The 23151-nt window shown below is 68.6% G+C and carries 22 protein-coding genes, 1 tRNA gene and 1 pseudogene; 18 read left to right on the plus strand and 6 right to left on the minus strand.

Going from position 1 to position 23151, the window contains the following annotated elements; genetic code table 11:
- The first annotated feature begins 60 nt into the window (after positions 1-60).
- The 4 genes from EDC82_RS02170 (at position 61) to EDC82_RS02185 (ending at position 3861) form a co-directional block, all read left to right on the plus strand.
- Entirely contained in the window at positions 61-708 is a 648-nt protein-coding gene (locus tag EDC82_RS02170; RefSeq protein WP_062256463.1) for a TetR/AcrR family transcriptional regulator, read from the plus strand.
- Complete coding sequence (locus tag EDC82_RS02175) at positions 708-2309, plus strand: glycerol-3-phosphate dehydrogenase/oxidase (protein ID WP_235006073.1); 1602 nt, start codon at positions 708-710, stop codon at positions 2307-2309. The genes EDC82_RS02170 and EDC82_RS02175 overlap by 1 nt, the downstream gene beginning before the upstream one ends.
- Before the next feature lie 84 nt (positions 2310-2393).
- Positions 2394-3359, plus strand: coding sequence for a DMT family transporter (locus EDC82_RS02180; protein ID WP_062257042.1), 966 nt, complete (start codon positions 2394-2396; stop codon positions 3357-3359).
- Between the two features lie 298 nt (positions 3360-3657).
- Entirely contained in the window at positions 3658-3861 is a 204-nt protein-coding gene (locus EDC82_RS02185) for a cold-shock protein (protein ID WP_006946709.1), read from the plus strand.
- A 170-nt stretch (positions 3862-4031) separates the two neighbouring features.
- Here EDC82_RS02185 and EDC82_RS02190 read toward each other — a convergent pair whose 3' ends face one another.
- The gene (locus EDC82_RS02190) at positions 4032-5450 is read right to left on the minus strand and encodes an LCP family protein (protein ID WP_160126172.1); all 1419 of its coding nucleotides are present in this window, start codon (positions 5448-5450) and stop codon (positions 4032-4034) included.
- 322 nt (positions 5451-5772) lie between these two features.
- Between EDC82_RS02190 and EDC82_RS02195 the strand changes: the two genes are divergently transcribed.
- The 6 genes and pseudogenes from EDC82_RS02195 to EDC82_RS02220 form a co-directional block, all read left to right on the plus strand.
- Positions 5773-5867 (plus strand) — tRNA-Ser (locus EDC82_RS02195).
- 340 nt (positions 5868-6207) lie between these two features.
- Positions 6208-7698 carry an NAD(P)/FAD-dependent oxidoreductase gene (locus EDC82_RS02200; RefSeq protein WP_235006074.1) on the plus strand — a complete coding sequence of 497 codons (1491 nt, stop codon included), beginning with the start codon at positions 6208-6210 and terminating at the stop codon, positions 7696-7698.
- 258 nt (positions 7699-7956) lie between these two features.
- Entirely contained in the window at positions 7957-8250 is a 294-nt protein-coding gene (locus EDC82_RS02205) for a transposase (RefSeq protein WP_062256098.1), read from the plus strand.
- A gap of 239 nt (positions 8251-8489) precedes the next feature.
- Positions 8490-9209 carry a DDE-type integrase/transposase/recombinase gene (locus tag EDC82_RS15215; protein ID WP_370448842.1) on the plus strand — a complete coding sequence of 240 codons (720 nt, stop codon included), beginning with the start codon at positions 8490-8492 and terminating at the stop codon, positions 9207-9209.
- On the plus strand, positions 9151-10350 hold the full coding sequence (locus EDC82_RS02215; protein WP_083803176.1) for an IS30-like element ISPfr14 family transposase: 1200 nt from the start codon (positions 9151-9153) through the stop codon (positions 10348-10350). The genes EDC82_RS15215 and EDC82_RS02215 overlap by 59 nt, the downstream gene beginning before the upstream one ends.
- Before the next feature lie 4 nt (positions 10351-10354).
- Positions 10355-10648 (plus strand): annotated as a pseudogene (locus EDC82_RS02220) (IS3 family transposase); the annotation flags it as partial.
- A 55-nt stretch (positions 10649-10703) separates the two neighbouring features.
- On the opposite strand, the gene EDC82_RS02225 reads toward EDC82_RS02220, so the two are convergent.
- The 3 genes from EDC82_RS02225 to EDC82_RS02235 form a co-directional block, all read right to left on the minus strand.
- Positions 10704-11234, minus strand: a complete 531-nt coding sequence (locus EDC82_RS02225; protein ID WP_062257044.1) for a GtrA family protein — start codon at positions 11232-11234, stop codon at positions 10704-10706.
- Entirely contained in the window at positions 11231-12739 is a 1509-nt protein-coding gene (locus EDC82_RS02230) for a cell wall metabolism sensor histidine kinase WalK (RefSeq protein WP_131940467.1), read from the minus strand. Before EDC82_RS02230 ends, EDC82_RS02225 begins: the two co-directional genes overlap by 4 nt.
- Before the next feature lie 153 nt (positions 12740-12892).
- Positions 12893-13618, minus strand: a complete 726-nt coding sequence (locus EDC82_RS02235; protein ID WP_062257047.1) for a response regulator transcription factor — start codon at positions 13616-13618, stop codon at positions 12893-12895.
- 74 nt (positions 13619-13692) lie between these two features.
- On the opposite strand from EDC82_RS02235, the gene EDC82_RS02240 reads away from it, so the two are divergent.
- Entirely contained in the window at positions 13693-14193 is a 501-nt protein-coding gene (locus EDC82_RS02240; protein WP_131940470.1) for a hypothetical protein, read from the plus strand.
- Between the two features lie 168 nt (positions 14194-14361).
- On the opposite strand, the gene EDC82_RS02245 is transcribed toward EDC82_RS02240, so the two are convergent.
- Positions 14362-16089, minus strand: a complete 1728-nt coding sequence (locus EDC82_RS02245; RefSeq protein ID WP_006946713.1) for a glycerol-3-phosphate dehydrogenase/oxidase — start codon at positions 16087-16089, stop codon at positions 14362-14364.
- A 317-nt stretch (positions 16090-16406) separates the two neighbouring features.
- Between EDC82_RS02245 and EDC82_RS14445 the strand changes: the two genes are divergently transcribed.
- From EDC82_RS14445 to EDC82_RS14450, 6 genes are all read left to right on the plus strand, one after another.
- Positions 16407-16544, plus strand: coding sequence for a hypothetical protein (locus tag EDC82_RS14445; RefSeq protein ID WP_006946717.1), 138 nt, complete (start codon positions 16407-16409; stop codon positions 16542-16544).
- A 194-nt stretch (positions 16545-16738) separates the two neighbouring features.
- Positions 16739-17464 (plus strand): MIP/aquaporin family protein, encoded by a 726-nt coding sequence (locus EDC82_RS02250; protein ID WP_006946749.1) that lies wholly within the window; start codon positions 16739-16741, stop codon positions 17462-17464.
- A 58-nt stretch (positions 17465-17522) separates the two neighbouring features.
- The gene (glpK, locus tag EDC82_RS02255; protein ID WP_131940472.1) at positions 17523-19040 is read left to right on the plus strand and encodes a glycerol kinase GlpK; all 1518 of its coding nucleotides are present in this window, start codon (positions 17523-17525) and stop codon (positions 19038-19040) included.
- A 118-nt stretch (positions 19041-19158) separates the two neighbouring features.
- Positions 19159-19962: a ParA family protein gene (locus EDC82_RS02260; protein WP_074039769.1), complete on the plus strand. Its 804-nt coding sequence runs from the start codon at positions 19159-19161 to the stop codon at positions 19960-19962.
- 249 nt (positions 19963-20211) lie between these two features.
- Positions 20212-20847, plus strand: a complete 636-nt coding sequence (locus EDC82_RS02265; RefSeq protein WP_131940474.1) for an RNA polymerase sigma factor — start codon at positions 20212-20214, stop codon at positions 20845-20847.
- Positions 20840-22045 carry a hypothetical protein gene (locus EDC82_RS14450; RefSeq protein WP_160126173.1) on the plus strand — a complete coding sequence of 402 codons (1206 nt, stop codon included), beginning with the start codon at positions 20840-20842 and terminating at the stop codon, positions 22043-22045. Before EDC82_RS02265 ends, EDC82_RS14450 begins: the two co-directional genes overlap by 8 nt.
- A gap of 15 nt (positions 22046-22060) precedes the next feature.
- On the opposite strand, the gene EDC82_RS02280 is transcribed toward EDC82_RS14450, so the two are convergent.
- Positions 22061-22696 (minus strand): hypothetical protein, encoded by a 636-nt coding sequence (locus EDC82_RS02280; protein ID WP_062257053.1) that lies wholly within the window; start codon positions 22694-22696, stop codon positions 22061-22063.
- Positions 22697-22750: 54 nt separating this feature from the next.
- On the opposite strand from EDC82_RS02280, the gene EDC82_RS14455 reads away from it, so the two are divergent.
- Positions 22751-23029, plus strand: coding sequence for a hypothetical protein (locus tag EDC82_RS14455; protein WP_160126174.1), 279 nt, complete (start codon positions 22751-22753; stop codon positions 23027-23029).
- Positions 23030-23151: the final 122 nt, after the last annotated feature.

The following is a 23151-nucleotide window of genomic DNA, read 5'->3' on the forward strand; positions in this document are numbered from 1 at the left end:
TCAATGTTTCATCGTTTCGACGGGCCAATCGTGGCGGCGACCGCACAGCGAGGAGGACGCATGACGCAGGACGATGCAATCCTGGCCGCAGTGCGGGCGGAGGTCATCGCCTACGGTTTTCGCCGCGCGACGATGACGTCGGTGGCCCGCCGCGCAGGCATGAGTCGGGCCACCCTCTACCGACGTGGCGCGACGCTCGACGACCTCGTGCGCGAGGCCCTCGTCGCCGACTTCGCCGCCGCCGCAAGCGACGCGCTGCCCCAGGTTCCCGCGAACGAACCCGCGGGCGAACCCGCAAACGACGAGGCGGGCGCCGTCACCCGCGACGTCATCGTCCGCGCCGCGATCACCACGCTCGAGGCGCTCTCGACGGAGTTCACGCAGGCGCTGATCGAGCACGACCCCGAACTGCTCCTGCCCTATCTCGTCGAACGTGTCGGGCGCAGCCAGCGCAGCATTCTCGACGCGTTGAGCGCCGCGATCGCCCTCGCGCAGCTCGATGGCTCGGTGCGCGATGCGCCGGCCGACGTCCTCGCGATGGGCGCGATGCAGGCGCTCATGCCCTACCTCGTCAGTCGTCGACCGCTCGAGCAGATCGCCCCTCGTCAGGTGTGGCTCGTCGAGGCGGCCCATCTGCTCGACGGGTACCTCGCGCCCAGCCCGGCAGCCTCTGACCACCGGACCACCCCCACGGAAGGCCGCTCCTGATGTCGACCGCCCCCTGCCACCCCGCCAGTGACCCCAGCGTGGGCAGCCTCAACCCCACCCAACGCGCTGCGGCACTGCACCGCCTCGCCCACGAGCGCTACGACGTCATCGTCGTCGGCGCCGGGGTGACGGGTGCCGGCGTGGCGCTCGACGCGGCGTCGCGCGGGCTGCGCACGGCACTCGTCGAGCGCGTCGATCTGGCGGCAGGGACGAGTCGGTGGAGCAGCAAGCTCATCCATGGCGGCCTGCGCTATCTCGCAAAGGGTGACCTCGCCGTCGCCTACGAGTCGGCGCGCGAGCGTCATCACCTGATGACGAGCATCGCGCCGCATCTCGTGCGGCCGCTGCACACGGTGGTGCTCGACACCGGCATCGGTGAGACGGCCGTCTCGAACCTCGGCATCACCCTCTCGGACGGGCTGCGCCGCGTCAGCCGCACGCCGTCGAACGTCCTCGCCGCGCCGCGCCGCATTCGGGTGCGTGACGTCGAGTCGCTCGTGCCTGGGGCAGTGCGCGGCCGCGCGGCGCTGCGCTACACCGACGGCCAGCTCGAGGACGACGCGCGCTTCGTGACGACCCTCGCGCGCACCGCCGCGGCGCACGGCGCCGACGTCGTGACGCGGTGTGCGGCGCGTCCGCTCGACTCTGAGTCCGTCGAGCTCACCGACCAGCTGACGGGGGAGTCGTTCGTCGCCCACGGCCACATCGTGCTCGCGACGGGGGTGTGGAGCGGCGAGCACGACGAGCGTCTCACCGTCACGCCCTCGCGTGGCTCGCACCTCGTCGTCCGGGCGAGCGCGGTGGGTGACCCTTCGGCGCAGCTCGTCGCACCGGTGCCCGGGCACTTTGGCCGCTACGTGTTCGCGATTCCGATCGCCGACGGGCTCGTCCTCATCGGGCTGACGGACGAGGCCGACCCGGACGCCGACCCGCTCGCGCCTTCCGTCCCGGACGAAGACGAGCAGTTCCTGCTCGCCACGATGAACGCCGTCCTGGCCCGTCCGCTGACGCGCGACGACGTCGTCGGGCGCTTCGCTGGTCTGCGACCGCTCGTGACGCGCGCCGACGCCTCGAGCGGGCAAGGCGCGACCGCCGACGCCTCGCGCAAGCACCTGCTCCTCGACGAGCCGGGCGCCCCGATCACCATCACGGGAGGAAAGTTCACGACGTATCGTCGCATGGCGCAGGACGCCGTCGACGCCGTCGCCCGGCGCGTCGGAGGCGTGATCGCATCGTGCCGAACGCGTGAGCTTCCGCTTCTCGGCGCAGCCCCGACTGACGTCCTCGCTCGCGTCGCGGCGCCCGAGCGGCTCGTGCGCCGCTACGGCACGTTGGCCCCGTCGGTGGCCGCGATCGCCGACGAATCGTCGTTCTACGCCGAGCGCGTCGTGCCCGGATCGTCGACGCTGGTCGCCGAGTTCGTCCACGCGGTGCGGCACGAGGGTGCCATGACGCTCGACGATCTCGTCGAGCGCCGCACGCGCCTGGCCTTCGTCGACGCAGACCTCGAGCCGGCTCGGGCCGTTGCGGCGGAGGTTCTGCGGCGCGAGATGGGTCTGGACACCTTCGCAGAACTCCCAGTCGTGCACCGCCGTGCCTGAACGTCCCTGACCGCCCTCGGCCAGTACCCTGAGGCCGGGAGGCCGATGCCGTGGCGTCCGACAACGTCGTCGCTCGGAGGTCGCATGCTGCTCGTCCTGCTGCTGGCTGTCGCCTCCAGTGCGTGTGCGGCGCTGTCGACGGTGTTCAAGCACCGCGCCGCACAGCATGCCGTGGAGCAGCCGGCGGCCGACGAGCGAGCAGACGGTGAGAAGCACCCCCGGCGCGGGTTGCGCGCCGCGGCAGTGGCCTGGGTCGCGAACCCGACGTTCGCCATCGCCATGGTGTTCGACGGGCTGTGCGTCGTCTTCCAGATCCTCGCCCTCAAGTACGGCAGCCTCTCGGTCGTGCAGCCGGTGCTGTGCATGTCGCTCGTCATCAGCCTCGGGCTCAACCACGTCATGCTGCGCACACGCCCGACACGTTCGGAGATCCTCCATTCGCTGACGCTCGTCGCCGGCCTCGTGATGTTCCTGCTCGTCTCCGACGCGATCTCCGCACACGGAGAGACGGCCATCGGTCGTCGCGTGCCCGCCATCATCCTCGCCGTCGTGGGCGGCCTGTTCGTCCTCGGCGCGGTGTTCGGCACGCGCTCGATGCGCCCGCGGATGCGTGCCCGGGCGCTCGCAGCGTCCGTCGCCATCGTCTACGCGACGACGGCCGGGTTGATGAAGTCGACGACGCAGATCTCACACCTCTTCGGTCTCGACGCGGTGCTGACGTCGTGGCAGCTGTGGGTGCTCATCGCGCTCGCTGCCTGTGGTCTGGCGCTCAACCAGGTGGCGTTCGCGGCGGCGCCTCTCAACGTCGTGCTGCCCGTCGTCGCCTCGCTCGATCCGCTGTTCAGCGTCCTCATCGGTGTCAGCGTCTACGGCGACCAACTGCGCGACACGCCCCTCGCCGTCGCCGGTGAGGTGGCCGGGCTCGCGCTGCTGCTGTACTCGGTCGTCAAGCTGAGCTCGGTGCGTGCCGCCCAGGGCGCGGCCGCCGAGGCCGAACTCGCGGCAGCGATGGACGGCGGCGCCACACCGCTGTCGATGCGCAACGAGTGACACCGGCGGCGCACACCTACCCGGCTCGATGCTCCGATGCGCGCTCGAGGTCCTGCTCGGGCTGGAAGTGACGCTCTCCGCCCACTGCTCCAGCTGCTGCGGGTCACCAACTGTTCACCTTCGCGGGACGCGTGGAATGAAGCCCGCGGGGCCGCTCGTGTTAGCGTGAGGGTGGTTGCTTTGCAGAACCCGGTTTTACCCCTGTTGTACATCACCTCAGGCGTTCACGGCATGCACATCAGCCTGAGCCTGCAAAAAGTGCAGGCTCAACGCAGAGAAACAGATTGAGGGATTTCCCATGGCACAGGGCACTGTGAAGTGGTTCAACGCTGAGAAGGGCTTCGGCTTCATCGAGCAGGACGGCGGCGGCGCCGACGTCTTCGTTCACTTCTCCGCCATCCAGACCAACGGCTACCGCTCGCTCGACGAGGGTCAGCGCGTCGAGTTCGAGATCACGCAGGGCGACAAGGGCCCGCAGGCCTCGAACGTCACGGCTGCCTGATCATCTGATCTCGTAGCGTTTTCGTACGAAGCCCCCAGCCGTTCGGCTGGGGGCTTCGTCGTGCGCCGACTCCGTCATGCTCGGGCGGGGCCCGTCACGCAGACGAGTGCGCCGCCCGTCCCTCGTGGGGTGGGCGGCGCAGCCGAGTCTGCGTTCAGTCGTGCGCACGATCAACAGGTGGCCGTGGTGTCGTCGATGGCCTGGTCGCTGCTCGACGAGCTGGTGCTCGCGCTGCTCGACGACGAGTTCGGGGCGGTCGACGACGAAGCGCTCGAGCTGGACTTCGGCTTCGGGGCCGGCGTCGAGCGATCCATGCCCTTCTTGATGAGGGCGCGCACCTTGTCGTAGTCGGGGTGGCTGTCGCTGATGACGGGGTAGGCGAGGTTGACGCTCTTCGTCTGGCCCTTCTTCATCGTGTTCGCGAGGTCGGCGAGGTCGGGCAGTTCGCTCTGCGGCAGGTCGAGCAGGATGTTCTCCTTGGCGACCTTCATGATCGAGGGGAACTGGTTGACCAGTGAGATGGGGTTGGTCTGGTCGATGAGTGCGTTGACCATGCAGCGCTGACGGCGCATGCGGTCGCCGTCGCCGGTCTCGACGCGGCTGCGTGAGTACCATAGGGCTTGCTGACCGTTCAGGTGTTGGCGTCCTTCGGGGATGCGGCCGGTGATCGAGCCGGGCACGATCGCGCCGCCCTCGATCTTGCCACCGATGGCGATGCCCCCGGGAGGGATCGTCATGTCGACGCCGCCCATGGCGTCGACGAGGTCCTGGAAGCCCTTGAGGTTGATGACGGTGGAGTAGTCGATCGGCATGCCGATGATCTCCTGCACGACGTCGCGCGTCGCGTTGAGGCCGGCGTACTGCTCACCGGGGAACAACTCCGGGTGCTGCGTGTCGGCTTCGCTCCACACCGCATCCATCCAACAGGGGTCGCCCGCACCACGTTCGGGGCAGTGGAAGCCGTTCGGGTAGAGCTTGTGCAGCGGGTTCGACTCGGGGAACGGGACGTAGTTCCAGTTGCGCGGGATGCTGATGAGGGTCGTGTCACCCGTGTGGGTGTCGATCGAGGCGACCATGAGCGAGTCCGTGCGGATGCCCGTGCGGTCGCTACCCGCGTCGGAACCGACGAGCATGAGGTTGACGCGGGCCTTCTTCTTGAACGCGTTCTCCTTGGTGGAGGCGGCGCCCTTGCCGTTCTTGATGAACATGGTGCCGAACGCGTCCTGCGTGACGGTGACGGTGCTGACGGCGCGCGCGAGCGGCATCGTCACGGCGAGGCACATGAGGGCGGTGAAGGCCTTGAACAGGATGTCGCCGCGGTGCGACCAGCCGTCGGTGTGCGTCGTGCGCGCGGTGAGAACGATCGACGTCAACCACAGCACGAGGGCAGCGGCCAGCGCGACGAGGGCGAGCTTGAGGCCGGTCGAGGTGAGGACGTTGGCGGCGCCGGTGAGGACGTTACCGCTCAGGAGGAAGATGCTGAGAGCGATGCCGGCGATGACGGCGATGAGCAGGAGGATGACGCCGACGGTGCGACGTTTCGTCCACATCAACCCGAGGCCGGGGACGAGGGTGCTCAGAAATGTCAACGACAGAGAGCGGCGTAGCGTCGCACGGCGGCGTTGACGCTCGCTCGAGCGGGTCACGTCGGACGGTGCGTGCGCACCGGATGGTTCGTGCTCCGCCTGCCTCGCCATCGTGGCCCTCTCTGTTGCGTGTGAGGGCACCGAAAGCTGCCCCTGACACTCCATCATGAGGGATGAAGGAGGAAATGTCTCAATCTGGTGACGAAGCTCGACGCCGGCCGAAGCCCAGGTGTGAGTCTCCTGTGTTGACGTGTCGGGGGGAGGCGGTTTGGTGTGGCGGGGCGGGTCGGATAACCTTTCAGGGCTGCAGCGAAAGCTGCGCGGAGGAGGCGTCGCCTAGTCCGGTCTATGGCGCCCGCCTGCTAAGCGGGTTTGGGGTTTATAGCCCCATCGAGGGTTCAAATCCCTCCGCCTCCGCCAGCGAGAGTGACGAGGGCCCCGCCGGGCGCGACGAAGTCGCCCCGGCGGGGCCCTCGTCACTCTCGCTGAATGGGTACGGGGGTTTTGAGGAGGAGGCACGACGCCCGCGAGCGAAGCGAGCGCGCGTCGCGCCGACGGAGTCCCTCCGCCCGTTCCGACAGCTCAACAACTCGCCCGGGCCGCCACAAGAGCGAAGCGAGCGCACGTCGCGCCGACGGAGGCCCTCCGCCAGCTCTGGCAGCTCGGCCGCCCGCCCGGGCGCCACGGCACCCCACCCCTCGGTATCGCACCTGTCTCGACGGGCCACGCGCCCACGTCGGGGTCGTTAGCCTCGCAGGTGGTGTGTTCGTGGAGTGGGGAGTTCGTCGTGTCGGTGGGTGTGCAGCAGCAGGTGGAGCACGTCGATGTCGTCATGGTCGGTGCTGGGTTGTCGGGCGTCGGGGCGGCGTGTCGCATCCAGGAGGCGAATCCGGGCGTCGATTACGTCGTTCGCGAGGCGCGGGATGCGCTCGGTGGCACGTGGGATCAGTTCCGGTATCCGGGGGTGCGAACGGATTCGGACATGTACACGTTGTCGTATCCGTTCGCGCCGTGGCGTCAGGAGAAGGCGATCGCGGCGGGTGAGGACATCCTCGACTACATCCGTTCGACGGCCGACGCGTTCGGTGTGAGTGAGCGGATTCGTCTGCGGCACAAGGTCGTCAGCGCGGATTGGAGCAGTGCTGACGCGGTGTGGCGGCTGCGCGTCGACACACCTGACGGCGAGGTCGAGATGACGGCCGGCTTCATCTACGCGTGCAGCGGTTACTACAGCTACGCCGAGCCGTATGCGGCGGACATCCCCGCTCTCGCGGAGTTCGCGGGCCAGGTCGTGCATCCGCAGTTCTGGCCGCAGGATCTCGACGTGGCGGGCCGGCGCGTCGTCGTCATCGGCTCGGGTGCGACGGCGATGACGCTCGTGCCGGCGCTCGCCGATCTCGGCGCGGAGGTGACGATGCTGCAGCGAACGCCGACGTATGTGCTCGCGCAGCCGTCGCGTGATCCGCTAGCGGCGGCGTTGGCGAAGATCCCGGACGAGCGGCTCAGCCCGCAGCGCAAGCACGCCGTCATGCGGGCGAAGAACGTTGCGGCGCAGTGGGCTTCGTACCAGACGGCGCGGCGCCTGCCGCGGGCGGCGCGTGCGGTGCTGCGTGCGAACGTTCGTCAGGGCGCGGGTGAGGAGCACGTCGACAGCTTCACCGCGCCGTATGCGCCGTGGGATCAGCGGTTGTGCATCGTGCCTGACGGCGACCTGTTCAAGGCGGTCAAGCACGGGCGTGCCAGGGTCGTCACCGACACGATCGCGAGCGTCGAGCCGGGCGGGGTGCGTACGAGTTCGGGTGAGCTGCTCGAGACCGACGTCATCGTGACGGCGACGGGTCTGGCCGTCGAGTTGCTCGGCGGCGCGAGCCTGCGCATCGACGGCGAGCCGGTCGACGTCTCGCAGCGTCTCGTCTACCGCGGCTGCATGCTCGAGGGCGTGCCGAACGCGGCGCTCTGCGTCGGCTACATCAACGCGTCGTGGAGCTTGCGCGGTGACCTGTCGCACCGGTTCGTCGCGCGGATGATCCAGCATCTGCGTGACGGCCGCTACCGCAGCGCGACGCCCGTCCCGCCGTCAGAGCTCGGCCGGCGCCCGCTGCTCGAGATGGATTCGGGCTATCTGCGCCGCGCGGCCGACATCATGCCGCGCCGCAGCGACGCCGCGCCGTGGACGATGCGGCAGAACTATCTCGCCGAGGCGCGCGAGATGCGCCGCTTGGACGTGACGACGGACGTCGTCTTCGCCTGAAGCGGAACTGCGAAGACGGATCCCCACGGGCGGTGGAACCTGTTGTTGGACGCGGAGGTTGGCCGGACGGCCGAGTGCGGTGCTGAATGCATCACGAAGTTGGAGCATCGACGCAATGACCGGTAGCACCCGGTGAAGCGAGGACCTGTAGATCGGGGGACGGACTAGACGGGCCTCGATGGCTCGGGGGGACTGCTGCACGGATAGGTGACATCGACTCTGTGGTGCCGTTCGGTGCCGCAGGAGAGGATGTGCACCATGCCCAAGCCGTACCCCAAGGAGTTCCGCCAGAACGTGATCGAGGTCGCTCGCTCTCGTGAGGCCGGGACGACGTTGAAGGAGATCGCGAAGGACTTCGGGATCTCGGAGTCCTGCCTGACGAACTGGATCGCCATCGCTGACCGGCAGGACGGGAACAAACCCGCCGCCGCGGTGAGCGACTCTGGTGAGTTGCGTGAGGCTCGCCGTCGGATCCGGTTGCTCGAGCAAGAGAACGAGGTGCTACGCCGCGCTGCGGCGTACCTCTCGCAGGCGAACCTGCCGGGAAAATGATGTACCCGCTCGTCCGTGAGCTGGCCGCCCAGGATGCCCCGATCAGGGTGCCTGTGACGGTGACGTGCCGGGTCCTGAAACTTGCCAGGGCGCCGTACTACCGGTGGCTGGCCAACCCCGTGACCGACGCCGACTGGGTGGAAGCGCACCGCGCGAACGCGTTGTTCGATGCACACCGTGACGACCCGGAGTTCGGGTACCGCCTCCTAGCTGACGAGGCCCGCGACGCCGGGCAGGAGATGTGCGACCGCACCGCGTGGGCGATCTGTTCGAGCAACGCGTGGTGGAGCGTGTTCGGGAAGAAGCGCGCGAAGAAGGGCCGGCCCGGCCCGCCGGCGCACGATGACCGCGTCCAGCGTGACTTCACCGCGACCGGCCCGAACCAGCTGTGGCTGACCGACATCACGGAGCACCGCACCCGTGAGGGCAAGGTGTTCATGTGCGCCGTCAAGGACGTGTGGTCCAACCGGCTCCTCGGGTACTCCATCAGCTCGCGGATGAAGGCCCGCCTGGCCGTGCAGGCGTTGGAACACGCCGTGGACACCCGCGCCCGAGCGGGCGTCGACGTGGCCGGCTGCATCGTCCACAGCGACCGCGGGTCCCAGGGCGGATTCAACTGGTCGTCGCAACACCTTGACGTGGAAGGTGTTGGCGATGGCAGCGAACGACAGGGACCAGAGCACGAGGGACGCGCCACAGGTGTTGCGGCGCCAGTGGCGTGCAGATCGAGCGTTGCGCCCACCGATGCGTTCCCCTGGGCGCCCACGCCAGTCACCTTCGCGGCGAGTCGAACGGCAGTTTTGGCGCCAGATCGCCACGGGCGTCACAACGGCGGAAGCCTGCCTCGCGGTCGGCGTGTCGTGCCCCGTCGGTGCGCGCTGGTTTCGACACGCTGGCGGCATGCCACCGATCAGCCTGGCCGAGCCGTCCGGGCGCTATCTCAGTTTCGAAGAACGTGAAGAGATCGCGATCCTGAACGCCAAAGGCGTCGGCGTCCGCGCGATCGCTCGCCAGCTGGGGCGTGATGCAGGCACGATCAGCCGTGAACTACGCCGTAACGCCGCCACCCGTAGCGGCCGAATCGAGTACCGGGCCACGGTCGCGCAGTGGAAAGCGCAAGAAGCAGCGAAACGCCCGAAGATCGCGAAGTTGGTTAGGAACGAGCGTCTACGCGACTACGTCCAAGACCGCCTCGCCGGCGGGGTCACCCATCCTGACGGCACGCCCGTGGCAGGCCCGGCCGCGCCGGCGTGGAAGGGGTTGAACAAGCCGCGCAGGCAGGATCGGCGCTGGGCCAGTTCGTGGAGCCCGGAGCAGATCAGTCATCGGCTGCGGTTGGACTTCCCCGATGATGAGTCCATGCGCATCAGCCATGAGGCGATCTATCAGTCGTTGTTCATCGAAGGGCGCGGCGCGTTGAAACGCGAACTCGTCGCCTGTCTGCGCACCGGCCGCGCGTTGCGTGAACCGCGGGAGCGTTCACGGAACAAGCCCCAGGGCCATGTCAGCGCTGAGGTGGTCATCAGCCAGCGGCCCGCCGAAGCGCAAGACCGTGCCGTGCCAGGCCATTGGGAAGGCGACCTCATCATCGGTACCGGCCGCTCCGCGATCGGCACGCTCGTCGAGCGTCGTAGCCGCACCACGATCCTCGTACATCTTCCTCGACTTGAAGGCTGGGGTGAGCAGCCGCAGGTAAAGAACGGCCCGTCGCTGGGCGGCTACGGCGCGCAGGCGATGAACAAGGCGTTGAGCGCGTCGATCACGTCGCTTCCGCAGCAAGTGCGTCAGACGATCACGTGGGATCGGGGTAAGGAACTGTCCGGGCACGCCCAGTTCACGCTGGAGACCGGCACGCGCGTGTTCTTCGCCGACCCGCACTCGCCGTGGCAGCGCCCGACGAACGAGAACACCAACGGCGTGCTGCGCCAGTACTTCCCCAAGGGCACTGACCTGTCCCGATGGAGCGCGAACGACCTTGAAGCTGTCGCTCACACCCTCAACAACCGGCCACGCAAAGTCCTCGGCTGGCGAACCCCCGCAGAGGTCTTCGACGAGCAACTACGATCACTCGAACAAGCCGGTGTTGCAACGACTGGTTGAACCTGCCCAGTTCCGGTCCCGCAAGTACCTGCGCGCCCTGTCCCGGCACGACCTGCTCGGATCCATGGGACAAGTCGGCTCGAGCGCGGACAACGCCGCCATGGAGAGCTGGTTCGCACTCCTGCAGAAGAACGTCCTGGACCGCCGAACCTGGGACACCCGCGACCAGCTGAGGCTGGCCATCGTCACCTGGACCGAACGGACTTACCACCGCCGACGACGCCAAGCCCGCCTCGGCAAGTTGACCCCCATCGAGTACGAGACCATCATGACCACAGCGGCCACCCAGGCCGCATGACCAACATGTCACCTATCCGTGCAGCAGTCCCGGGCGCACCGTGCGCCGCGCCCGTTCAGTCCCGGGCGGCGAAGATACGGCGGAACACCACGAAGCGGATGACGGTGGCGATGGCGTTGCCGACGGTCACCGTCACGGTATCCCACAGCGTCGAGGCGTGCGGCCACTGGTGATGTTCGAGGGCGAGGGCTCCGCTCGTCACGGCGAGCGTGACGACGAGGATGGCGAGGCTCTGCAGGTGAGCGTCACGGCCGCGTTCGTGGCCGGCCGCGTCGAACGTGAACCGCTGATTGACCCACGTGTTGAGCACCGTGCAGATGAGCAGCGCCAAGATGTTCGCGATCTGGTGGTTCATTCGCGTGTCGAGAACGGCGAACAACACCGTGTAGAGCACCGTCGAGGCGATGCCGACCATCGCGAAGCGCATCGCCTGCGCCGCTCCGGGGGAGCGCAGCGCGTCGAGGCGGCTGCTGCCTGGAGCGTTCGCCGTCATCGACTCGTCGCTCGAACCCGATGAGGTCGAAGCAGTAGAGACGGGCGCGGTCGTCGAACGGTGCGCGGTGTCCGCGCCGGGCGTCGGGTTCACGATCGGTCCTCCTGAGACGATGGCCGCGGATCTTCGAGGGGCAGGGACACCGTGAAGCACGTGCGTCCCGGCCGGCTCTCCACCCGCACGGTACCGTGATGCGCCGCGACGACCGCATCGACGATCGACAACCCCAACCCCGTCGAGCCCTCCGTACGCGTTCGCGCTGCGTCCCCGCGCGTGAACCGCTCGAACAGGTGCGGCATGAACTCGGGCGGGATGCCGGGGCCGTCATCGGTGACGGTGAGCAGCACGTCGTCATCGCGCCGCGCGAGGCCGGCCGTCACCGTCGTGCCCGCCGGGGTGTGACGCCGCGCGTTGGCCAAGAGGTTGATGACGACCTGACGCAGGCGCGCCTCATCGCCGATGACCTCCGGGAAGTCCTCCAGATCCTCCGGCAGGTCGAGATGCCACACGTGCTCGGGCCCAGCCGCGTGCAGATCGCTGACGGTCTCGACGACGGCGCGCGTCAGGTCGACCGGTTCGCGTTCGAGCTCGCGCCCTGCGTCGAGTCGGGCGAGCAACAGCAGGTCTTCGACGAGTGTCGTCATGCGTCCCGCTTCCGACTCGATGCGGCCCAGCGCATGCGTGACACCGACGGGAACCGGCTCCTTCTCGCGCCGCGACAACTCCGCGTAGCCGCGGATCGATGCGAGTGGCGTGCGTAGCTCATGGCTGGCATCGGCGACGAACTGGCGCACCTGCATCTCGCTCTCGTGACGCGCGTCGAGCGCCGAGTCGACATGGTCGAGCAGGTTGTTGAGCGCCAACCCGACGGTGCCGACCTCGGTGTGATCGTCGGTCAGCGCCACCGGCACGCGCTCGTCGGTGCGCACGTCACCACGCCCGAGCGGCAGTTCAGAGACACGTTCCGCCGTCGCTGCCACCTGCTGCAGCGGCCGCAGGTTACGACGCACGAGCAGGAACGAGGCGCCCCCGATCGTGACGAGACCGAGCAGCCCCATGAGTGCGATGTTGCCGGCGAGCGCGCGGATGTTGTCGTCGATCGGCGCGAGCGGTAGCCCGATGAACGCGATGTCCCCGTCGGGCTTCGGGACACGCACGACGCGGTAGCGGCCGAGGGAGCCGTCGAAATCCATCGTCTTCGGCGTCGTGCCCAGGTCTGCCGTCGCGAGACTGCGAATCTGCGCTTGCGACAACGTCAACTGTGTGCCCGTCGCGGACGAGACGTAGTTCTGGTCGACCACGAGCGAATCAGGCGTCGACGACGCGTCGAGCGTCAGCCGCAGCACACTGCCCCCGAGGCCTGGTGCGCGAGGGTGCGAGTCCTTGTCCGCTGGCCCGCCCTGCTCCGTGGTTCCCGCCGGCCCGCCGCCGACGGCGCGCTCGACGTCGATGAGTTGCTGATCGACCTGCTTCATCAGCGAAGTGCGCATCGACAGCACCGTCGCGGCGCCGATGAGCGTCAGCACGACGATGAACAGGGTGACGATGGACGCGAGCAGCTTCGAACGCAGCGTCCACCGGGCCGGGTTGAGGATCATGACGGGTCGCTGTCTCCCAGCTGCTCAAGGGCGGGTGGTCGTCTCCGCGTGGGGACGGGGACGGGCTCCAGGCCTTCATCTTCGCCCGTGATCGCGTCGTGCTCGACGCGTTCTCGGGCAACGATCGCTGACGACGGATGCCCGCCGCCGCGATCAGCCGGCCGGTTTGAGCACGTAACCGGCGCCGCGCATCGTGTGGATCATCGGTTCGCGGCCCGCGTCGATCTTCTTGCGCAGGTAGCTGATGTACAACTCGACGACGTTCGCCTGCCCACCGAAGTCGTAGTGCCACACGCGATCGAGGATCTGCGCCTTGCTCAGCACGCGCTTCGGGTTGCGCATGAGGAAGCGCAGGAGCTCGAACTCCGTTGCCGTCAGGTTGATCTCGGTGCCGGCGCGCATCACCTCGTGGCTGTCCTCGTCGAGCGTCAGGTCGCCGACGGTGAGCAGCGACGTCTCCTCCTCGGCGAGCTGCACCGAGCGACGCAGCAGCGCCCGCACGCGCGCGACCACCTCTTCGAGGCTGAAGGGCTTCGTGACGTAGTCGTCGCCGCCCGCCGTCAGACCGGCGACACGATCCTCGACGGCGTCGCGTGCCGTCAGGAACAAGACCGGCAGCGCCGGGTCCTCGTCGCGCATGCGCCGCAGCACCTCGAGGCCGTCGAAGTCGGGCAGCATCATGTCGAGCACGACGGCGTCCGGCTTGAACTCCTTGGCCGTCTTGACGGCCGAGTTGCCCGTGGCCGCCGTCTTGATGTCCCACCCCTCGTAGCGCAGGGCCATGGAAAGCAGTTCGGTGAGGTTCGACTCGTCGTCGACGACGAGGACGCGGACGTTCGAGCCGTCAGGACGCTTCAGGGCAGGGGCAGCGGTGCTCATGACTCCGAGTCTGCGCCACCTGACTGTGTCCTTTCAGTGCCGTTTCTGTGACGTTTCTGTGTGAGCGGCGAGCGGTGTCGTCCCACATGGCGCCGATGCGCACCGAGTGGGAGCGGGACGGGGAGGTCGACGTCGCATTCGGATGCGGTGGTGTTGCTCGCGGCGCTGCGCGCTCGTTCGTCGCCGAGACGGCCGCCGGGCCGATCGCGATGGCTCCGCCGGCCGATCTCCTCGGCGAGGTCGTCGATCGGGTGCCGCTCGTCGACGCCGTGGTACTCGCCGACGCGGTGCTCGCGCGTCATGAGCTGATGGCGAAGGACATGCTGAGCGAGTGGTCGACGAACCCACGCCTGCGCCAGGTTGCCCGTCTCGCCGACGGGCGCGCTGAATCGCCGATGGAGGCGCGCCTGCGTCCGTTGTTCGTGCTGGCGGGCTTGCCGACGCCGGTGCTGCAGCACTCGGTACGCATCGAGGGAGTGAACCGGCGCTTCGACCTCGCATATCCGCAATGGCACCTCGCCTTCGAGTACGACGGAGAGCATCACCACACGAGTGAGCGGGCGAGGCGCGCGTGACGCTTCCACATTGTGCAGATGCGCACCCGTGTGGGGAAGACGTGACGCCGCGTCGTCCCACTCGGCGTAGAACTGCACCGAGTGGGGAGAACCCCGACACGCGACGTCCCACTTGCCGCGCATCTGCGACAAGTGGGACGTGTGGTCGGCGCTCGTGCGGACGGGCCGTCAGCGGGTGGCGACGACCTTGCGCAGCTGCGGGCGCGGGTCCGGAGCGGACAGGCGGGCGGCGTCGGATGCCTCGTCGGTGTCGAGCTCCTGCGACTTCACCTCGGCAGCGACCCGCTCGGTGTATGACTCGACCTCGGCGTCGCGCTGCTCCTGCGTCCAGCCCAGGATCGGCGCGATGATGTCGGCGACCTCGGCGGCCGCGTCGACGCCGCGGTGCTTCGTCTCGATCGACATGCGCGTGCGGCGCGCGAGGACGTCCTCGAGGTGCATCGCACCTTCGTCCGTGACGGCGTACGCGATCTCGCAGCGCAGGTACTCGTCGGCGTTCGTGACGGGCTCGAGCAGCGACTCGTCGTCCTTCGACAGGGCGAGCACGTCGTACAGCTTCGAGCCGTAACGGTTGAGCAGGTGCTCGATGCGCCACTCGGGCAGGCCCGACTCGGCGGCGATCTCGTGCTTGAGGTTGAGCATCGCGGCGTAACCGTCGGCGCCGACGAGCGGCGTCACCTCCGTCACCGACTCCTTGATCGGGCCGAGGTCCTGGGCCGCGGCGTCGACGGCGTCGGCGGCCATGACGCGGTACGTCGTGTACTTGCCGCCGGCGATCGAGATGAGGCCCGGCTGCGGACGCGCGACGGCGTGCTCGCGCGACAGTGCGGAGGTGTCCTCGCTCTCGCCGGCGAGCAGCGGACGCAGACCGGCGAACACGCCGAGGATGTCGTCACGCGTCAGCGGCGAGGCGAGCACCGTGTTGACGTGCTCGAGAATGTAGTCGATGTCCTTGCTCGTCGCGGCGGGGTGCGCGACGTCGAGCGCCCAGTCGGTGTCGGTCGTGCCGATGAGCCACTGCTGGCCCCACGGGATGACGAACAGCACCGACTTCTCGGTGCGCAGGATCAGGCCGACCTCGCCGGCGATGCGGTCGCGCGGGACGAGGATGTGCACGCCCTTCGACGCACGCACGCGGAAGCGGCCCTTACCACCCGTCATCTTCTGGATGTCGTCGGTCCACACGCCCGTGCAGTTGATGACGACCTTGGCGCGCACGTCAGCCGTCTCGCCGGTCTCGACGTCGCGGATCTTCGCGCCGACGACACGGTCGGCCTCGGTGATGAGCGAGACGACCTCGGTCGAGTTGCGCACGATCGCGCCGTACTGCGCGGCGGTGCGGGCGACCGTCATCGTGTGACGTGCGTCGTCGGCCTGGCAGTCGTAGTAGCGGATCGAGCCGACCATCGCGTCGTTCTTGAGGCCGGGGAACATCTTCATCGTGCCGCTCTTCGTCAGGTGCTTCTGACGCGGGACGGAGCGGGCGCCGCCCATCTGGTCGTACATCGCGATACCGGTCGCGACGTACGGGCGCTCCCACGCGCGGTGCGACAGCGGGTACAGGAACGCGACGGGGTGGACGAGGTGCGGCGCGATGCGCGTCATCATGAGCTCGCGCTCCTTGAGCGCCTCGGCGACGAGCGCGAAGTTGAGCTGCTCGAGGTAGCGCAGGCCACCGTGGAATAGCTTAGAGCTGCGCGACGACGTGCCGCTCGCGAAGTCGCGGGCCTCGACGAGACCCGTGCGCAGACCGCGCGTGACGGCGTCGAGCGCAGTGCCGGCGCCGGTGACGCCACCACCGATGACGAGGACGTCGAGCTCACGCTCGGTGAGTTCGCGCCAGGACTCGGCGCGCGAGCTGGGGCCCAACTGTGCGCTGTACGGGTGCATGGTCATCGAAAACCTCCACTGCCGGGTCGAAGGCGCGTCGGAGATCGCCGAGCCGCGCCGATTCTCTGGTCTTCCTTCAGCTTAGACCCGCCTGTTCGTCCCCGATACCGCCTGCGGGGGTGTCATTCCTCACCGGACGGCGGCGCAGCTCGCCGGGCCGCGTGGGCCACGCCCTGCCACGTGGGCCTCTCCCGGCAGCGTGGGCCGCGACGAACTGCGCGAGTCCGATCGACCTGGTGGGTGGTCGACGAGATCGGTTGAGGTGCCGCTGGCCCCGTGCGAGCATGGGCGCAGAAGTAGACACGATCTCGAGGAGCTGTCTCATGGAGCACGCCATCACGTGGGTCCTGTGGGCCGTCACCGCCGTCGTTCCCTTCCTGGGCCTGGCCTGGTGCCTCACGTCGCCGCCGGCCGAGGTGCGTCGCACGCCTGAGATCGCTGAGACCTCGCCCGAGCGCTGACGTCGTCCCCGGCTGTCCCGAGGCGTGGGAACCGCCCCGGCTGCTTGATCCCTTGCGCGTGCCAGGGCCACGATGACGGGTGTGACGCGGAACATGTCCCCGTCCGACCTGCCGGGGTGCGCCTGACGTAGGCTTCATCGGTAGCATGAGTGGTGGTCGTCACATGCCACCGTCGAACGTCGAGAAAGGCACCCATGAGCCTCGGTCAGGTCTTCGTCAGCGAACTTCTCGGGACGGCGATTCTCATCGTCCTGGGTGTCGGGGTGGTGGCCAACGTGCTGCTGCCCCGCAACGGAGGCTTCGGGGGAGGGCCTCTGATGATCAACATCGGGTGGGGCTTCGCCGTCTTCGCCGGTGTCTTCGCCTCGTACAAGTCGGGCGCGCACCTCAACCCGGCCGTCACTCTGGGCATCCTCGCCTCGGGGGCCGATGAGTACGCGAAGGGCGTCGACATCAGCGTCGCGTCGACCTTCGTGTATCTCGCGGCGCAGTTCATCGGCGGCTTCATCGGTGCCGTCGTCGTCTGGGCCGCCTACAAGAAGCAGTTCGACGATCACGAGGACGCCCCGACGAACGTCTTCTCGACGGCTCCCGCCGTGCGCGCGCCGTTCTGGAACGTCGTCACCGAGGTCGTCGGCACGTTCATCCTCGTCTTCACGATCCTCGCGTTCACGAAGACCCCGAGCCAGGCCGGCCCGCTCAACGTCGCGTTCCTCGTCGTCGCGATCGGCGTCAGCCTGGGTGGCCCGACGGGTTATGCCATCAACCCCGCCCGTGACCTCGCTCCGCGTCTCGCGCACTTCGTCCTGCCGATCCCGCGCAAGGACGACTCCAACTGGGGTTACGCCTGGGTGCCGGTCGTCGGCCCCGTCATCGGTGGTGTGCTCGCCGGTCTCGCCGCCCACGCCTACATCGGCTGACGCAGAAGCGCACACTGGACACCAGCAGCATCGAACACGGATCGCACGAGGAGTGAACATGGCTGACAAGGCAGAGAAGAAGTACGTCGCCGCCATCGACCAGGGCACGACGAGCACGCGCTGCATGATCTTCGACCATGACGGCGAGGTCGTCGCCGTCGCGCAGATGGAGCACGAGCAGGTCTTCCCGAAGGCGGGCTGGGTCGAGCACGACGCCCTCGAGATCTGGACGAACACGCGCAAGGTGTGTGCCGAGGCCCTCGCGAAGGGTGACCTCGACTCTGACGATATCGCCGCCGTCGGCATCACCAACCAGCGTGAGACGACGCTCGTGTGGGACAAGAACACCGGCAAGCCGGTCTACAACGCGATCGTCTGGCAGGACACGCGCACCGACGCGATCTGCAAGGAACTCGCCGGTGACGCCGGCAGCGAGAAGTACAAGGACGTGTGCGGTCTGCCGCTCGCGACGTACTTCGCCGGCCCGAAGGCCAAGTGGATCCTCGACAACGTCGACGGCGCCCGCGAGAAGGCCGAGAAGGGCGACCTGCTGTTCGGCACGATGGACACGTGGGTCATCTGGAACATGACGGGCGGGCCGAAGGGCGGCGTCCACGTCACCGACGTCACGAACGCCTCACGCACGATGCTGATGAACCTCGACACCCTCGAGTGGGACGAGGACATCGCGGAGGACATGGGCATCCCCATGTCGATGCTGCCTGAGATCCGCAGCAGCAGCGAGGTCTACGGCAAGGTGCGTCACCGCGGCATCCTCAAGGACGTGCCGATCTCCGGCGCGCTCGGCGACCAGCAGGCCGCGACGTTCGGTCAGGTCTGCTTCGAGCCCGGCACCGCGAAGAACACGTACGGCACGGGCAACTTCCTCATCCTCAACACGGGTGAGGAGAAGGTGATGAGCAAGAACGGCCTGCTCACGACCGTCTGCTACAAGATCGGCGACGAGAAGCCCGTCTATGCACTCGAGGGTTCGATCGCCGTCACCGGCTCGCTCGTGCAGTGGCTGCGTGACAACCTCAAGCTCATCAAGGACGCCAAGGAAGTCGAGAAGTACGCGAAGGAGGTCGACGACAACGGCGACGTCTACGTCGTCCCCGCCTTCTCCGGCCTGTTCGCGCCGCACTGGCGTAGCGACGCGCGCGGCGCCATCGTCGGCCTCACCCGCTTCGCGAACCGCGGCCACATCTGCCGCGCCGCCCTCGAGGCCGTCGCGTTCCAGAGCCAGGAGGTCGTCAAGGCAATGAACGCCGACTCCGGCGTCGACCTCACCGAGCTCAAGGTCGACGGCGGCATGGTCGTCAACGAGACGCTCATGCAGTTCCAGAGCGACCTGCTCGACGTCGACGTCATCCGCCCGAAGATCAACGAGACGACCGCGCTCGGCGCCGCGTACGCCGCGGGGCTTGCCGTCGGGTTCTGGAAGGACCTCGACGACTTGCGCCGTCAGTGGGCCGAGAGCAAGCGTTGGGAGCCGTCGATGGACGACGCAGAGCGTCAGCGTCTGCTCAAGCGCTGGGGTCAGGCCGTCGAGCGCACGCTCGACTGGGCTGAGTGATCGCCCGCCCACGACCGACGACCGCACCCCCTGCCTCGGTGCAGGGGGTGCGGTCGTCGGTCGTCGCGGTGCGGTGAAACGTCCCCGGTGGGCGGCGTTGCTCGGTAAGGTTCGAGACATGTTCGTCGTCAGCGTGTGCAGCCTCAAGGGCGGGGTGGGCAAGACGTCCGTCGTGCTCGGCCTCGCCGCCGCAGCGCGGGCGAGGGGGCTGACGACGCTCGTCGTCGACCTCGATCCGCAGGGGGATGCGACGTACGCGTTGGGCGTCGACGCTCCCGGGGCCGTCAGTGCTGACGTGTTGGAGCGGCCGAAGCGCAAGGTGCTCGAGCGCGCCATCGTGCCGGCCGGCTGGCCGCGCGGCAACGCCGATCTGCACGTGCTGCCGAGTTCGGACGCGACGGCGAACCTCGACCGGCCCGACGCCGACGGCGAGCAGTTGCACACGCTGCGCACCGCGCTCGGCAAGCTCGACTACGACCTCGTTCTCATCGACGCGCCGCCGTCCCTGAGCGGCCTGACGCGCAGTGCGCTCGTCGCGAGCGACCGCGCCGTCGTCGTGACGGAGGCAGGTGCGTTCGCCGTCAACGCCGTGACGCGACTGTTCGCGGCGATCGACGAGATCCGCCGCACCGAGGCCGGCGGGTTGCAACCGCTCGGCATCGTCCTCAATCGGTACAAGCCGTCGATGGCGGAGCAGCGCGCGCAGCGGGCCGCGCTCGAGCGCGCGTTCGGCCCGCTCGTGCTCTCGCCGACGCTGCCCGATCGCGCGGTCGTCCCGAAGGCTCAGGGAGCACGTGCACCCCTCGACGCGATGTCCGGTGGCGCCGCGGCGCTCCAGGGCTTCGAGCTTCTCCTCGGACGCATCGAGCGAGCGTCGCGGCTGACGCGTCGCAGTGATCGGCGGGCGTCCGCGTCAGCATGACGCGTTTCTCATCGCCGACCCGCGCAACCCACATGGGTCTCATGCGTCTATACGGTCATGAACGGGGTGGACGGACGGCGCGTGGGGTGCGTGCCGAACGACAAGAGGATCGGCGAAGCTGCGCCACAATCCACCGCCATGACACCCTGTAGAGTCGGAACCTATGCATCGCTGAGCCCGGCGGGTTGCGCCCGCGCCCCGCGCCGAAGGGCGAGTCCACGCGCCCAACACGTGACGGGAGGAGACGCCATGACGTCGATCGTCGTGCCCATCCCCCTGCCGCCGTGGGCGATGACGGCCGGGGACGCGACCTCCCGTCGCGCGCGTCGCGACGCTGCGTCGTCCCGCCGCGATTCCGCGGCCGGCATGCCGGATGACGGCCACGGCGAACCCGAGGGTCTCGACCTCGACGAGCTCTACACGAACACCTACCACGACATGGTTCGGCTGGCGCGGCAGTTCGTCGACGACGTCGAGTCGGCGCAGGACGTCGTCCACGACGCGTTCCTGGGCCTGTACCGCAACCGTCACAACCTCGAATCGCCGGCGAACGCGCGCGCCTACCTGCGCACGGCCGTGATGAATCAGGCGCGCTCGGCGCTACGCCGTCGACGCACCGCGCGCGAACACATGGCCGTCGCCGAGCCCGAGACGGCACCCGGCTCCGACGAACCCGTCCTCCTCGCCGACGAGCACGCCGAGGTGCTGCGTCACCTCGACGCGTTGCCGGCGCGGATGAAAGAGGTGCTCGTCCTGCGTTACTGGGAGGGGCTCAGCGAGGCAGAGATCGCGAAGACCCTCGGCATCAGCACAGGAACCGTGAAATCGCAGGCTTCCCGCGCGATGAAGAAACTGACGGTATCCATGCGAGGCAACGATGGGTGAGTTGCGACCTGACGACTTCACCGCCTTCGAAGCGACGCTTCGAGAGGCGCTGTCGGCGCGGGCCCACACCGTCAGCCCCGCGACGCTCAACGTCGCGAAGATGGAAGCGCTGCGCGAAGCCCTGACGATGCCGCATGGGGCGGGAGGCTCCGGTTCTACGGGCTCGTCTGGTTCGTCCGGCGGCTCGGGTGGGTCCGGCGGTATCGGCGCGGGTGGCAGCGTGAGCACCTGGGCCGCAGGTGGACTCGTCCTCACCGCCGCAGCGTCGGCAGCGTTCGGCCTCGTCTACATGGGCAAGGATTCGGCGCGGTACGAGACGCGCACCGCTGCGTCCCAGACGAGCGCTGCCGGCTCGCAGGGCGCGCCGCCCACCTCCGGCGCGCCGTCCGCGACGCAGCCGACGGGCGCGGCGTCGTCCGAGGCGACGAATTCGTCTTCGGCGTCGGTGGCGTCGTCGACGGCAGGTACGTCCGATGTGTCGACGGCTCAGCTGGCGGCGAGCGATGCCGGCGCCAGCCGTTCACGAGCTAACGGCGCGACGTCGCTGCCGCCTGTGCCCGCGCGCTCGGTGGCGGCCGCGCCGAGCGCTGACGCCGTCCCGACGGTGCAGCCGACGAGCGCGCCGTCGATGCCCACCGGGCCGGGCATCGTCGTGGCCGACTCGCCGGCGACGAGCCATTCGACCACGTCGCCGACCACGAGTGACGTCCCCACTGCATCGTCGACGGCTGGCCCGACGACGAGCACCGTGCCGCCCGTGACGCCGACGTCACCGGTCCAGCCGACTTCGTCACGTCTCACGGCACCGACGACGAGCATCGTCGTTCCGCCGACGACAGCGGAACCGACATCACCGCCGGCGACGAGCTCGGATCCGACGTCGCCGACGACAAGCATCGTCAACCCGCCGACGACGACGGAACCGACCTCGCCGCAGCCCACGTCGCCTGAGCCGAGTACGTCGACCGGCCCGACGACGCCCCCTGCGCCGGGGACAGGCTTTGATCCGGCGTGGGGTCGGGGGCTCCAGATCGGTCGATGGATGTGCTTCGATCCGGTCCGCGTCGGAGGTACGAACGCACCTGCCGGATGGCAGGTGCTCGACCTCCAGGAGATCCAGGTCATCTTCCCGTGGGCCCAGTTCCCGTGGGGTGCCACGGCGTGGTGCGCGCCCATGACCCTCGGCAGCGGAGGCTGACCGGCCGCGCTGGCGTCAGCCGGGGTCGACCATGGTGACGCCGGGTCGCTGCGAGTGTGCGCGGACGCGTTCGGCGTTGGTCTGATCCGGTCCGAGGGCACGTCGTCGGGCGTCGGCCGGGTCGTTGCCGTACGACTCGTGGCGGGCCATGAGACGGGCCAGGCGTCGCTCGGCTGAGGGAGTGAGCATCCACGCCACGTCGAACAGCAGCGCCAGGCGGGCCCACGGCTCCTCGGCGAGCAGCACGTAATTGCCTTCGACGATGACGAGTTGTGTGTCGGCGGGCACCTCGATCGCGCCGGCCACCGCGTCTTCGATCTCTTGGCGGAACTCGGGGGCCCAGATCGTCGGATCGCCGGGTCGCTGGGCGTGGATGCGTTCGACGAGCGTGACGAAGCCGTGCGCGTCGAACGTCTCGGGCGCGCCCTTGACGTCCGTCATCGCCCGGCTTTCGAGGACGCTGTGCGCGAGGTGAAAGCCGTCCATCGGCACGACGGCGGCCGTGACGCCGGCCTGGTCGGCGTCGAGCAGCAAGCGGGCGGCCGCCGTCGACTTCCCTGCGCCCGGCTCGCCGGCAAGACCGAGCAGGACGCGTGAGCCGCTCCGACAGTGTTCGATGACGGCGGCGCTGGCCTCGTCCAAGGGGATCATGCGGTCATTCCTCTCGTCTCGGCGCAGCCTACCGCCGGCCCTCAGAGAGGGCCCGTGCCCGAGCCTGCGCCCGTCCTCAACGGCGATTCCTGTCCCCATCTGCGAATTTCGTCCACCTTCGCGATTCTCGTCCACCTCTGCGAACGGCGTCCCCATCTGCGATTCTCGTCCACCTTCGACGCCGCCACGGACGCCGAGGTGCTCCCGCCGGGCGCCGATGCGAATGTGACCAAGAATCGCGAAAGGGGACAGGATTCGCCGATGGGGATGAGAAACGCAGACGGGGACGAGGATCGCCGGGGGGACGGCGAAGCCTCCCGGGCGCTCGGGTGAGCACGCGGGAGGCTTCGTGACCGACGACGGCCAGTGACGATCGGCCGGGATCGCCACGTCGTGGGGGAGACGCACCCTGCTGGGCTTCATCGAGTCTGCCCCGCCCAAGCGGAACCTGCTGG

This window comes from Dermacoccus sp. SAI-028 (assembly GCF_004346775.1).
GTDB classification, from domain to species: Bacteria; Actinomycetota; Actinomycetes; order Actinomycetales; family Dermatophilaceae; genus Dermacoccus; species Dermacoccus nishinomiyaensis.